A 12,224-nucleotide genomic window follows, 5' to 3' on the forward strand; every position below is an offset into this window, starting at 1 on the left:
TTCCAAGCGATATTCAGCCTGCAGTGGCAACACTGCAGGCTGTTTTCGTTTGCCCGTCTATTTTTCAATTCGGGCCTGGAAACTGGCCGGTGGTGCAAGTCCTTGTCGCACAACAGGAAAACGCGCCGGCCAGCGAGCCTCTTGACACGGCGGGCAGTGGCGCAAGGTATTCACCAGGGGTTATTTCCCCAGGGTATCCGTCCGCGAGCCGGCAGTAATTCGCGGCAAATCCACATGACGGGCTGATGAAATGGCCTGGGGTTTCCCCCAAGTACTGTGGATAACTCTGTGAATGGCCTGGAAACAGCGTCGCTAACTGATTGATTCTCCGTGGCCACCCTTTCCGTGCTCAAAAATGTGGCAAAAACGGCAAAGCAGCGGACATACCACCGGCGGCGCCATTTCCAATTCACGTAAAGCCCTTCAAGCCTCAAGCCGCCTCAACCCATCCCGGCCGCCAATGCCTCAATGCGCCAGCAACACCGGCACCGTCATCGCCTGCAGCACGGTGCGGCTGGCCCCGCCCAGCATCAGCTCGCGGGCACGGCTGTGGCCGTAGCAGCCCATGGCCAGCAGGTCCACGGACAGGTCGGCCGCCAGCGACAGCAGGGCGTCGCCCAATTCATTGGGCGCGCGGCCCTCGTCATGGAACTGGGCCTCCACGCCGTGGCGGCGCAGCAGCGGCTCGATCTCGCGTGGATCGCTTCCCCAGCTCGCCACGTGCACCCGCGCCCCGTCACGCAGCAGCGGCAGCAGCGCGGCCAGCGCGCGGGCCGACTCGCGCGTGGGCTTCCACGCCAGCAGCACGTTGCGGCCTACGTCGGTGAAATTGCCCGCGTAGGGCACGGCCAGCACCGGGCGGCCGCTGTCCACGGCCACCGACTCCACGAAGTCCAGCGGCACGCCCGCGGCGTCGTCGTCGCGGTCGCGCTGGCCCAGCACCACCAGGTCGTGCAGCAGCGCCTGGCGCACGAAGCCGGCCACCAGCGGCTGCGCGGTGTCGGCCTCCGTCCAGCGCAGGTGCGACGCGTCCGCGGCGCAGGCGTCGAACAGGGCGCGGGCCTGCACGCGCCGCTCGGCGTCCAGCGCGGGCGCCAGCGCCAGACCCTGGTTCTCCGACAGCAGCCCCAGCCCCCGCGGCAGCACGGGCGCGGCCGTGTACAGCGCCGTCACCTGGGCCTCCAGCCGCTGCGCCAGCCGCGAGGCCAGCGCCAGGCGCATCGCGCAACGCGGCTGGGAATCGACGTGCAGCAAAACGGACGCAACAGGGCTCATCACAAGGCGCTCCTTGGACAAAAAGCAAAAGGGGAAGGGTGGGCCGGCGCGCCTTGCGGCGCGGGGTCATCGGCGGTGCTTCCGGCATCCACGACGTCCGCACCGGCCCGTGGGTGAGGCGTGAGGCACTGTAGGAAGCCCCCGACCCCGCGCGCTTGCGATGGATCAATCGGCCCTGCGCGCGGCGCCTAAACCCCCAGCAGCCGCCCAAGCGCTCCCGCGTAGGCCCGGAACACCGGCGCGATGCTCTCCAGCGCCACCCACTCGTTGGCCGCATGCACGCCGCCCCCGGCCACGCCAAAGCCGCACAACGCCGGCACGCCCAACCCGGCGAGGTAGTTGCCGATGTTGGACGGCCCCGCCACCGCGCCCGGCAGCGTCCGGCCCAACGCGTCCGCCGCACCCGCGCGCAGCGCGGCCACCAGCGGGTGCGCGTCCGCCAGCCGGTACGCCGGCCAGCCCGATTGCCAGTGCACCGCCGTGGCCGGCAGGCCGGGCCAGGTGGCGTCCTGCGCTTGAACCACGGTTTCAACCGCCGAGCGCATCGCCGCCGCGTCCACGGCCGGCGTCAGCCGCAGGTCCAGCAGCAGCTCGCAGCGGTCAGGCACTTGCGTGAAACCCGCGCCGCCGTGCAGCGCGGTCACGGTCAGGCAGGGCGGCAAAGGGAAGGCGTCCGGCGCGTCCGGCGCGTCGGCCCGTGAGGCCAGATCGCGGTCCAGCGCCGCCAGCGCCTGTGCCAGCGCGGCGGCGCGCAGCACGGCGTTGGCGCCGCGGCGCGATCCGCTGCCCGCATGCGCCGCCTCGCCCGCCACGTCCAGCCGCGCGCGAAGAAAGCCGCGCGCCCCCAGCATCAGCCGCTCGCAGCCCGGGTAGCCGATGAGCACGCCGTCCGGCCGACGCGCTGGCGGGCCGCCGAAGAAGTGCCGCGCGCCGCCGAAGCCGCCCGTGTGCTCGTCCACGTCCAGCAGCAGGCCCAGGCGTCCGGCCCAGCGGTCGCGCCGCGCGTGGCAATGCGCCAGCAGGTGCGCGAACAACGCGGCGCCCGCCTTGGAGTCCGCGCCGCCGCGGCCGTGCAGGCAGCCGCCCTCGATGTCACCGCTCACCGGATCGCGCTCCCAGGTGCCGGGGTCGCCGAAGCCCGCCGTGTCCAGCGTGGCGTTGAGGACCATCCAGGAGCCCGCTGAGCGGCCCTGTACCTCCGCGTACAGGCCCAGCGGCTGGCCGTCGTCGCCCATGAGGCGCTCGCAGGGCAGGGCGTGGGCTTGGAACCAGCGCGCGGCCACGTCCAGCACCGGCGCCATGGCGTCCTCGCCGGCGCGGCTGGGCGTGCGCACCAGCGACTGCAGCAGCGCCGTGATGGCGTCTGCGGGCACGTCGAAGTCGGTTTCCAGGGAGGGCATGGGGCGGCATTGTCCGGCGCCTGCTCTGCGCGTCCCACGGCTTGCGGCGGGAACGGCCGGCCCGGCGCCGGGTCGATACCCGTACCCCTTCAACTCCGCCGGGAGTGCCGCCCGTGACCCGTTCCACCCTTGCCTCTGCCCCATGGACCCGCCGCGCCGCCCTGGGCGGTGCGCTCTTGGGGGGCCTGGCCGCCGCCTGCGCCGTGCGGGCCCAAAGCGCTCCAAGTGCCCAAAGCACCCAGGGCGCGGCCCAAGCCGGCGAGGCCGTCGAGCCCCGCGTCGCCACCGTGGCCGGCGGGCTGGATCAGCCCTGGAGCCTGGCTTTCCTGCCGGACGGCCGGCTGCTGGTCACGGAGAAGGCGGGCCGCATGCGCCTGGTGGCCGACGGCAAGCCGCTGCCGCCGCTCTCCGGCGTGCCGGACGTGGACGACGGCGGGCAGGGCGGCCTGCTGGACGTGGTGCTCTCGCCCAACTTCGCCAGCGACCGCAGCGTCTTCTTCAGCTTCAGCGAGCCCGGCAGCCGCGGCAACGGCACGGCCGTCGCCCGCGCCGTGCTCGACGGCACGCGGCTGGCCGAGCTGAAGGTGATCTTCCGCCAGGAGCCCAAGGTCGCCAGCCGCGCCCACTTCGGCTCGCGGCTGGTGTTCGGCCGCGACGGCAACCTGTTCGTCACCCTGGGCGACCGCTTCTCGCGCCGCGACGAGGCGCAGCACCTGGGCAACCACCTCGGCAAGGTCGTGCGCATCACGCCGGACGGCGGCGTGCCGCGCGACAACCCGCTGGTGCAGCGTGCCGGCGCGCGGCCGGAGATCTGGAGCTGGGGGCACCGCAACGTGCAGGGCGCGGCCTTGCATCCGCGCAGCGGCGCGCTGTGGGTGCACGAGCACGGGCCGCAGGGCGGGGACGAGCTCAACATCGCCGCGGCGGGCGGCAACCACGGCTGGCCCGCCATCACCGCCGGGCGCGAGTACGGCAGCGGCGCCGCCATAGGCGAGGGCGAAGCCCGCGCCGGCATCGCTCCCGCGCTGCGCACCTGGGTGCCCTCGGTGGCGCCCAGCGGCATGGCCTTCGTCACCAGCGACCGTTACCCCGGCTGGCAGGGCAGCCTGGTGATGGGCACGCTCAAGGCGCAGCGGCTGCTGCGCCTCACGCTGGACGGCGACCGCGTCACCGGCGAGCAGCGGCTGCTGGCCGGCTTGGGCGAGCGCCTGCGCGACGTGCGCCAGGGGCCGGACGGGCGCCTCTACCTGCTCACCGACAGCGGGGACGGGCGGGTGCTGCGGCTGGAGTGAGGGGCGGCTGCGGTCCCCGCCGCCGTCGCGCCCACCCTGCGGCGTGACCGGGGCCTTGACGTCGATCAGGCGGCAAAGCCGCTCGCCGCTTCTGAAAGCCACCTGCAAGCTTTCTTCAAAGCGCGCGGCGGAAAATCGCACGCATGAGCAGCGCCGCCACCACTCCCAACGCCGCCGAGCGCCTGCTGCCCATAGAGGGCATGAGCTGCGCCTCCTGCGTGGCGCGGGTGGAAAAGGCACTCTCGGCCGTGCCCGGCGTGCGCCGCGCCAGCGTCAACCTCGCCACCGAGGCCGCCAGCGTGCAGGCCGATGCCACCGTGCCGCTGGAAGCCCTGCGCGCCGCCGTCGAGCGCGCCGGCTACCGCGTGAGCGAGCAGCCCGTGCGGCTGCGCATTGAAGGCATGACCTGCGCCTCCTGCAGCGCCCGCGTCGAGCGCGTCTTGAAACGCCAGCCCGGCGTCATCAGCGCCGGCGTCAACCTCGCCACCGAGGTGGCCGACGTGGTGATGGCCGGGCGCGAGGCCGACGTCGCCGCGCTGCAGGCCGCCGTGGAGCGCGCCGGCTTCAAGGCCCTGCCGCTGCAGGAGGAAGGCGACGCTGCCGCCGCGCGCCGCGTGCCCTGGAGCGCCACCGGCGGGCCCGTGGCCGCCGCGCTGGCCTTGTCGCTGCCGCTGGCGCTGCCCATGCTCGGCCTGCTCGCCGGCCGGCACTGGATGCTGCCGGCCTGGCTGCAACTGCTGCTGGCCACGCCCGTGCAGTTCGTGCTGGGCGCGCGCTTCTACAAGGCCGGCTGGAAGGCGCTGCGCGCGGGCACCGGCAACATGGACCTGCTCGTCGCCCTGGGCACCTCGGCCGCCTACGGCCTGAGCCTGTACCTCATGCTCACGGGCGGCGGCCACCTGTACTTCGAGGCCTCGGCCGTCGTCATCGCCCTGGTGCTGCTGGGCAAATGGCTGGAGGCGCGCTCCAAGCGCCAGACCACCGCCGCCATACGCGCGCTGCAGGCGCTGCGCCCCGAGTCCGCCCGCGTGCGCCGTGACGACGGCAGCGAGGCCCTCGTGCCCCTGGCCCAGGTGCGCAGCGGCGACCGCGTGGTCGTCCACCCGGGCGAGCGCATCGCCGTGGACGGCGAGGTGCTCGAAGGCCGCAGCCACGTCGACGAATCCCTCATCACCGGCGAGAGCCTGCCCGTGGCCCGCGCCCCGGGCGAGCGCGTCACCGGCGGCGCGGTCAACGGCGAGGGGCTGCTGCTGGTGCGCGCCACCACGGTGGGCGCGGAGTCCACGCTCTCGCGCATCGTCCGCCTCGTGGAGTCGGCCCAAGCCGCCAAGGCGCCCATACAGCGCCTGGTGGACCGGGTGAGCGCCGTCTTCGTCCCCGTCGTGCTGGTGCTGGCGCTGCTCACGCTGCTGGCCTGGGGCTTCACGACGCAGGACTGGGAGCGCGCCATCCTCAACGCCGTGGCGGTGCTGGTGATTGCCTGCCCCTGCGCGCTGGGCCTGGCCACGCCCGCGGCGCTCATGGCCGGCACGGGTGTGGCCGCGCGCCACGGCATCCTCATCAAGGACGCGCAGGCGCTGGAAGTCGCCCACGGCCTGAGCGTCGTCGCCTTCGACAAGACCGGCACCCTCACCGAGGGCCGACCCGAGCTGCTGGCCTGCGAGGGCACGCCCGGCACCGCCGCCGCCCAGGTGCTGGCCCTGGCCGCCGCGCTGCAGGCCCACAGCGAGCACCCGCTGGCCCACGCCGTGCTGCAGGCCGCGCAAGGCCAGGGCCTGCAGCCGGCCGAGGCGCAGGCGCTGCGCGCCGTGCCCGGCCACGGCGTGGAGGCCCGCGTGGACGGCCGCACCCTGCGCCTGGGCAGCACGCGCTGGATGAAGGCGCTGGGCGTGGACCTCGGCCCCCTGGAGCCGCAGTTGCGCGTGCTGCAGGGCGCCGGGCGCACCGTCTCCTGGCTGGCCGCCGAGGCCGGGCCTGGCGGCGGCCTGAAGCTGCTGGGCCTGCTGGCCTTCGGGGACCGGCTGAAACCCACCGCCGTGGCCGCCGTGCAGCGGCTGCGGGCCATGGGCCTGTGGGCCGTGCTGGTGAGCGGCGACAACGCCGGCAGCGCCGGCGCCGTGGGTCGCGCGCTGCACCTGGACGACGTGCGCGCCGAGGTGCTGCCGCAGGACAAGGCCGCCATCGTCGCCGGGCTGCGCTCGCGCGGGCGCGTGGGCATGGTGGGCGACGGCATCAACGACGCCCCGGCCCTGGCCGCCGCCGACGTGGGCTTCGCCATGGGCACGGGCACCGACGTGGCCATGCACGCGGCGGGCATCACGCTCATGCGCGGCGACCCGTCGCTCGTGGCCGATGCCGTGGACATCTCGCGCCGCACCTATTCGAAGATCCGCCAGAACCTGTTCTGGGCCTTCATCTACAACCTGGTGGGCCTGCCGCTGGCGGCCTTTGGATTGCTGGACCCGGTCATCGCCGGCGCCGCCATGGCCTTCAGCAGCGTCAGCGTCGTCACCAACGCCCTGCTGCTGCGGCGCTGGCGCCCGGGACGCTGAAAACCTCCTGGCCCACCCCCGCCACGGCATCCGGCCCACCGGAGACACCGCCATGCCCCGCCTCTCGCTGAAGCTGAATGTGAAACCCGTCCTGTCCGCGGCGGCCGTGGCCGCCGCCATGCTGCTGCCGGCCTGCGCCACGTACTCGCCCGCCAAGGTCCAGCCCGGCATGGGCGAGTCCGAGGTGCAAACGCTCATGGGCGGCGCCCCCACCGGGCGCTATGCGAACCCCGACGGCGGTACGCGGCTGGAATACGCCCGCGGCCCCATGGGGCTGCACACCTTCATGATCGACCTCGACCCCTCCGGCCGCGTCACCGGCTGGAAGCAGGTGATGGACGAGCGCGAGTTCAACGCCATCACGCCCGGCATGCCGGTGCAGGAGATGCTGCGCCGCATCGGCCACCCGGCCCGCGTGCGCGGCGGCGGCTGGCAGCCCGGCGACGTGTGGAGCTACCGCTACGAGGGGCCGTTTTGCCTGTGGTGGCAGGTGTCGGTGGTGGGCGACACCGTGAAGGACGCCGCCTACGGCCCCGATCCCCGCTGTGAACGTTCCGAAAGGTTTGGATTCCGATGATTCGCCTGCATGGCATTGCCAACTGCGACACCGTCAAGCGCGCCCGCGCCTGGCTCACGGCCCAGGACAGGCCGCATGAATTCGTGGACTTCAAGAAGAAGCTGCCCACCGAAGGCGATCTGCGCCGCTGGAGCCAGGCGCTGGGCGGCGTGGACGTGCTCGTCAACCGCCGCGGCACCACCTGGCGCCAGCTCGACGAGGCCCAGCGCGAGAGCGCCGGCAGCGCCGACGGCGCCCTGGCGCTGCTGCAGTCGAAGACCAGCCTGATCAAGCGCCCGGTGGTGGAGTGGGAGGACGGCGCCGTCACCGCCGGCTTCGACGAGGCCGGCTGGCAACAGCGCCTGGGCGGCTGAGCGAATCACGGCCCTGGCCGCGGCCCCGGCGCCAGCCCGAAGGCCTCTTTCCGCACGGCTTCGATTCACCGAATCCGTGCGCGCCCACGGTGTGCGCATTTGTGGTGCATGAATGCACCACGGCGTGCACCAAGACCGAATTCCTCGTTTTTCCATGCCGCCCGGCGGTGCATGGCTGCGTGCATTGTTTGCACCAAGGCGGGCACCGAACTTGCGTAATTGGTGCATCGCGCCAGCAGGTGGGGCGGACAAGCGCCGGGATGGCGCATAGACGGCACTTCAAGCCGCTTTGGAGAACGATTCAATGGATCAGGTCAAGCAGGGCACCGATGCCTTGTTCATCTTGTTGGGCGCCATCATGGTGCTGGCGATGCACGCCGGCTTCGCCTTCCTGGAGTTGGGCACGGTTCGCAAGAAAAACCAGGTGAACGCGCTGGTGAAAATCCTGGTGGATTTCGCCATTTCCACGATCGCCTATTTCTTCGTGGGCTACACCGTGGCCTACGGCGTGAATTTCTTCCATGGCGCGGACGCGATGGCGGCGAAGAACGGGTTTGAGCTGGTCAAGTTCTTTTTCCTGCTGACCTTCGCGGCGGCCATTCCGGCCATCGTTTCCGGCGGCATTGCCGAGCGGGCGAAATTCCACCCGCAACTGTTTGCCACGGCCGTGCTGGTGGGTTTCTTCTATCCGTTCTTCGAAGGCCTGGTGTGGGCCAACAAGTTCGGTTTCCAGGACTGGATCAAGTCCGTGGGCGGTGCCGAGTTCCATGACTTCGCCGGCAGCGTGGTCGTGCACGCCGTGGGCGGCTGGATCGGCCTGGCCGCCGTGCTGTGGCTGGGCCCGCGCAGCAACCGCTACAAGATGGACGGCCGCATGAGCGCGCACCCGCCTTCCAGCATTCCCTTCCTGGCCCTGGGCGCCTGGGTGCTGGCCGTGGGCTGGTTCGGCTTCAACGTGATGAGCGCGCAGACCATAGACAAGATCTCCGGCCTGGTGGCGGTGAACTCGCTCATGGCCATGGTGGGCGGCACGCTGGTGGCCGTGCTCATGGGCAAGAACGACCCCGGCTTTGCCTACAACGGCCCGCTGGCCGGCCTGGTGGCCGTGTGCGCCGGCTCGGACCTGATGCACCCCATGGGCGCCCTGGTGGTGGGCGCGATGGCCGGCGCCATCTTCGTGCTGATGTTCACCCTGACGCAAAACCGCTGGAAGGTGGACGACGTGCTGGGCGTGTGGCCGCTGCACGGCCTGTGCGGCGCCTGGGGCGGCATTGCCGCGGGCATCTTCGGCCTGCCGGCGCTGGGCGGCATGGGCGGCGTGAGCTTCCTGTCGCAATTGCTGGGCACCGTGACCGGCGTGGCCTGGGCCTTTGCCGGCGGCGCGCTGGTGTACGGCGTGCTGCGCTACGCGGTGGGCCTGCGCCTGTCGCAGGAAGAGGAATACGAGGGCGCCGACCTCTCCATCCACCGCATCGGCGCCACGCCGGAGCGCGAGGTGAGCTGGTAAGCCCTCCCTGCCGGGCTGCCGCCGCGTCCCGCGCGGGGCTGCGGCCTGAAATGGAGAACGCCGAGCCGCCAGGCCCGGCGTTTCCGTTTCAGCGCCTCTCCCGCGCGCGGCACGGGCCCGCGCGCATTTCCTCCATACGCAGGCTCAGCCTGCGCTCCCCAGCGGGCGCGGCGACGCACGCCGCCGCGCCACGAAGCCCACCACTCCCATGCCTGCGAGCATCAGCCCCACCGTGCCGGACGCGGGCGCGGGGTGGGCGGACGAGCAGAAGGAGGTGCCCAAGCAATGACCGGCTTCCTCTTCTTCTTGCTGCCGAATAAGTTTTTCGCGCACTCATTTTGTGCATGCCCGATCAAACCCCGACACGCCCCTTTTGCGCGGGTATATAAACCGAGGAATTTAATATTCCGTCACGCAAAAAAATGCCTGTTGACGGACTTAAGCCACCCATTCATGGCTGCCGTGGTTGTTTTATGCATGCAAATGCATGAATTTTGAGCGAGTGAATACTGGCTGCCCGGGAAGTTATCCGGAAGATATGGGTATTTCCCGGGTGTATCTTGAAAATAATTCGCCGGCACCCCGGACTGGAAAATGGAGGGAATTCGGTCCCGAGCGGCGAGGGCACCGCCGCTGCCGTGGGCTGCGCTGGTTGTGGATCGCACCGGGCTGGATCAAGAGGCGCGTCCGTGCCGCGGCCAAAATACGCGGATGACGTACGGCATCACCGATCTCACCACCTTCGTCCTCGGCACCCTCTTCATCGTGCTGCTGCCGGGGCCCAATTCCATCTATGTGATGACCGTGGCCTCGCGCCAGGGCGTGGCGCGGGGCTACCGCGGCGCGGCGGGCATATTCCTGGGCGACACCGTGCTCATGATTCTCTCGGCCACCGGCGTGGCCGGCCTGCTGCACAGCAACCCGCTGCTGTTCTACGTTCTGAAATACGCCGGCGCCGGTTACTTGGCCTGGCTGGGATTCAAGCTGCTCAAGGGCGCATGGTCGGCCTGGCAGGGCAAGGCGCAGGACGGCGGCGAAAGCGTTTCCGACGACAAGGGCAGCCGGCCTTTTCGCACGGCCTTGCTGATCAGCCTGCTCAATCCCAAGGCCATCCTGTTTTTCATCTCGTTCTTCATCCAGTTCGTGGACCCGGGCTATGGGCATCCCGCGCTGTCGTTTTTCATCCTGGGCGTGATCGTGCAGTGCTTCAGCGTGATTTATCTCACGGTCTTGATATTTGCAGGGTCCAGGCTGGCTCAACAGTTCCGCCGTCATCGCCGAATGTCGGCGGCCGGGACCGGATTGGTGGGCGCCGCCTTCATGGCCTTCAGTCTGAAACTCGCAACGGCGTCCGTGCGCTGATGCCACGGCGGGGCCAACTATTCGTTGGAATGAAAAACCGGTTGGGGTGGACGGGTGGAGTATTTCGGCGTGTTGTTGACGATAACCGGCGCGCTGGCGCTGGCCATCATGAGCCCGGGGGCGAATTTCGCGCTGGTGACGTCGGTGGCGCTGGGCGCATCGCGCCGGGCGGGCGTGATGACGGGCCTGGGTTTGGCCCTGGCCTCGATGACCTGGGCTTTACTCGCCGTGGCCGGACTGGGCGTCGTGCTGCGGAATCTGCCCTGGCTGCATCAGGCGCTGCAGTGGGCGGGGGCGCTGTATCTGGTTTACCTGGGCATGCGCATGCTCGAAGGCGCGCGGCGGCCGGTGAAGACGGCGGTGCTGGATAAACCTGTTTCTCCCTTGGTGGCGATGCGGCGGGGATATTTGGTCAGCATGACGAATCCCAAGGCGGTGGCGTTTTACGGGAGTATTTTGGCGCTGCTGATTCCTGGAAATGCGCCGCATTGGGTTTATGAAGTCACGGTGGTGCTGGCGGCCTTGATTTCCGCAGCCTGGTATTGCGGCGTTGCGCTGCTGCTTTCTCATGCGGCTGTGCGGCAGCGGTTTCTGCGCGGCAAGACGGTGATTGAGGCGGTGGTGGGGGTGAGCTTGCTGGTGTTGGGGAGTCGGATGTTGGTGGGGTATTGAGCGAATTGCAAAACGGTTTCGACTGTTGGGATTTGGAGGCGTTATTTTTTCAAGATAGATGCGGCTCATTTCTTCTTGCGATTTCTGCGTCAGAATCCGATTGTGCATTTCATTTTTGAGTCCAAAACTATTCGAAAAGTAATCTTAAGTTTATTGATGAGGTTGAATATTATTCCCATGATTTGTCTGGTGGGTAATCCTGGTGTTGATATTGATCTCTAAATTTATGCGTCATGTTCTTGGAGGTGGAAAGTAACAATATAAGAATGAATTTATTTTCAGGTGAGATTGGATGTGTATTTTGCAAATTATATTTACCTGTCTTTGCCTATAAAGATGGGTTAAATGCGTTTATCACATAAATTAAAATATCGGATGGTCACCAATACTTTATCGCATTTGTGTACACACTGATGCACAATCGAGCCTCCATTGACCTTCCTATGGAGCACGCCATGGAACCCACCAAAGTCGGCATACGCGAGTTCCGCGCCGGGCTGGCCGAGTACATCGCTGCGGCCAAGCCTGTAGCGATCACGCGTCACGGGCAGACCGTCGGCTTCTTTATCCCCACGCATGGCCAAGCGGACGCCGACATCGCCGCGCTCCGGAAAGCCTGGGATCAACTCGACCAGATGCTGGCAGCCAAGGGCATCGATCCCGAAGACGTCGTGGCGGACTTCAAAGCTGCTCGCGCCGTCAAAGCCGCAGCTCGGCGCACCAAGGACGAACCCAAGTGACCCAGCCATGGCAAGCGCCGCAGTCGACGACGCAGCGCGCCATCGTGCTGGACGCCAATATCCTCATCCGCGCCGTGCTCGGCGAACGGGTACGGCGGCTCATTCTTGGACACAGCACCATGGTGAGTTTCTACGCACCCGATGCCGCCTTCGCCGAGGCTCGCGAGCATTTGCCGGCGATCCTGGAGAAGCGAGGCGGCAACGCTGAAGCAAGCCTGGCGGTGCTGGATTTCCTGGAAACCCTGGTGCTGCCTCTCGACGCCGAGCTTTACCAAGGTTTTGAGGCACAAGCCCTGGCGCGTATTGGCGAGCGTGATCCCGCCGACTGGCCTGCGCTGGCTTGCGCGCTGTCGCTGAGCTGTCCGGTCTGGACTGAAGACGCGGATTTCTTTGGAACCGGCGTGGCAACTTGGACTACCAGCCGAGTTCATCTCTATTTGAACCCGGACGAGTAAAAAGGGGCCACCCGCAGGTGGCCTTTTCATATTCCAGTA

The 12,224-nt window shown here is 68.7% G+C and carries 12 protein-coding genes; 9 read left to right on the top strand and 3 right to left on the bottom strand.

The genetic code is table 11. From position 1 onward, the window contains the following. Positions 1–465 precede the first annotated feature (465 nt). Complete coding sequence (locus ALA01S_RS20830; protein ID WP_157119152.1) at positions 466–1,275, bottom strand: universal stress protein; 810 nt, start codon at positions 1,273–1,275, stop codon at positions 466–468. A gap of 188 nt (positions 1,276–1,463) precedes the next feature. Continuing rightward, complete coding sequence (locus ALA01S_RS20835) at positions 1,464–2,675, bottom strand: M20 family metallopeptidase (RefSeq protein WP_066340501.1); 1,212 nt, start codon at positions 2,673–2,675, stop codon at positions 1,464–1,466. Between the two features lie 203 nt (positions 2,676–2,878). On the opposite strand from ALA01S_RS20835, the gene ALA01S_RS20840 reads away from it, so the two are divergent. The 5 genes from ALA01S_RS20840 to ALA01S_RS20860 all read left to right on the top strand — a co-directional run bounded on the left by ALA01S_RS20840 (position 2,879) and on the right by ALA01S_RS20860 (position 8,956). Further along, the gene (locus ALA01S_RS20840) at positions 2,879–3,967 is read left to right on the top strand and encodes a PQQ-dependent sugar dehydrogenase (RefSeq protein ID WP_373863007.1); all 1,089 of its coding nucleotides are present in this window, start codon (positions 2,879–2,881) and stop codon (positions 3,965–3,967) included. A gap of 143 nt (positions 3,968–4,110) precedes the next feature. Continuing rightward, entirely contained in the window at positions 4,111–6,519 is a 2,409-nt protein-coding gene (locus ALA01S_RS20845) for a heavy metal translocating P-type ATPase (protein ID WP_066340504.1), read from the top strand. A gap of 52 nt (positions 6,520–6,571) precedes the next feature. Next, entirely contained in the window at positions 6,572–7,096 is a 525-nt protein-coding gene (locus ALA01S_RS20850; protein WP_066340507.1) for a hypothetical protein, read from the top strand. Then, a complete protein-coding gene (locus tag ALA01S_RS20855) occupies positions 7,093–7,449 on the top strand; it encodes a Spx/MgsR family RNA polymerase-binding regulatory protein (protein WP_066340509.1) in 357 nt (118 codons plus the stop codon). Before ALA01S_RS20850 ends, ALA01S_RS20855 begins: the two co-directional genes overlap by 4 nt. A 304-nt stretch (positions 7,450–7,753) precedes the next feature. After that, complete coding sequence (locus ALA01S_RS20860) at positions 7,754–8,956, top strand: ammonium transporter (protein ID WP_066340513.1); 1,203 nt, start codon at positions 7,754–7,756, stop codon at positions 8,954–8,956. Between the two features lie 144 nt (positions 8,957–9,100). Here the strand turns inward: ALA01S_RS20860 and ALA01S_RS35565 are convergent, their stop codons facing one another. Further along, positions 9,101–9,289, bottom strand: coding sequence for a PEP-CTERM sorting domain-containing protein (locus ALA01S_RS35565; protein WP_157119153.1), 189 nt, complete (start codon positions 9,287–9,289; stop codon positions 9,101–9,103). A gap of 378 nt (positions 9,290–9,667) precedes the next feature. Between ALA01S_RS35565 and leuE the strand changes: the two genes are divergently transcribed. From leuE to ALA01S_RS20880, 4 genes are all read left to right on the top strand, one after another. Beyond that, positions 9,668–10,318: a leucine efflux protein LeuE gene (leuE, locus tag ALA01S_RS20865; protein ID WP_066340515.1), complete on the top strand. Its 651-nt coding sequence runs from the start codon at positions 9,668–9,670 to the stop codon at positions 10,316–10,318. A gap of 108 nt (positions 10,319–10,426) precedes the next feature. After that, complete coding sequence (locus tag ALA01S_RS20870) at positions 10,427–10,990, top strand: LysE family transporter (protein WP_066340576.1); 564 nt, start codon at positions 10,427–10,429, stop codon at positions 10,988–10,990. Between the two features lie 455 nt (positions 10,991–11,445). Beyond that, on the top strand, positions 11,446–11,730 hold the full coding sequence (locus ALA01S_RS20875; RefSeq protein ID WP_066340578.1) for a type II toxin-antitoxin system Phd/YefM family antitoxin: 285 nt from the start codon (positions 11,446–11,448) through the stop codon (positions 11,728–11,730). Further along, positions 11,727–12,185 carry a PIN domain-containing protein gene (locus tag ALA01S_RS20880; protein ID WP_066340518.1) on the top strand — a complete coding sequence of 153 codons (459 nt, stop codon included), beginning with the start codon at positions 11,727–11,729 and terminating at the stop codon, positions 12,183–12,185. The genes ALA01S_RS20875 and ALA01S_RS20880 overlap by 4 nt, the downstream gene beginning before the upstream one ends. The last annotated feature ends 39 nt before the right edge of the window (positions 12,186–12,224 follow it).

The sequence above is a fragment of the Azohydromonas lata NBRC 102462 genome (assembly GCF_001571085.1).
Classification (GTDB): Bacteria; Pseudomonadota; Gammaproteobacteria; order Burkholderiales; family Burkholderiaceae_C; genus Azohydromonas; species Azohydromonas lata.

Bases quoted from the DNA above. Each gene is read 5' to 3' on its own strand.
- ALA01S_RS20830 (WP_157119152.1), bottom strand. From the start codon at position 1,275: ATGAGCCCTGTTGCGTCCGTTTTGCTGCACGTCGATTCCCAGCCGCGT.
- ALA01S_RS20835 (WP_066340501.1), bottom strand. From the start codon at position 2,675: ATGCCCTCCCTGGAAACCGACTTCGACGTGCCCGCAGACGCCATCACG.
- ALA01S_RS20845 (WP_066340504.1), top strand. From the start codon at position 4,111: ATGAGCAGCGCCGCCACCACTCCCAACGCCGCCGAGCGCCTGCTGCCC.
- ALA01S_RS20850 (WP_066340507.1), top strand. From the start codon at position 6,572: ATGCCCCGCCTCTCGCTGAAGCTGAATGTGAAACCCGTCCTGTCCGCG.
- ALA01S_RS20855 (WP_066340509.1), top strand. From the start codon at position 7,093: ATGATTCGCCTGCATGGCATTGCCAACTGCGACACCGTCAAGCGCGCC.
- ALA01S_RS20860 (WP_066340513.1), top strand. From the start codon at position 7,754: ATGGATCAGGTCAAGCAGGGCACCGATGCCTTGTTCATCTTGTTGGGC.
- leuE (WP_066340515.1), top strand. From the start codon at position 9,668: ATGACGTACGGCATCACCGATCTCACCACCTTCGTCCTCGGCACCCTC.
- ALA01S_RS20870 (WP_066340576.1), top strand. From the start codon at position 10,427: ATGAGCCCGGGGGCGAATTTCGCGCTGGTGACGTCGGTGGCGCTGGGC.
- ALA01S_RS20875 (WP_066340578.1), top strand. From the start codon at position 11,446: ATGGAACCCACCAAAGTCGGCATACGCGAGTTCCGCGCCGGGCTGGCC.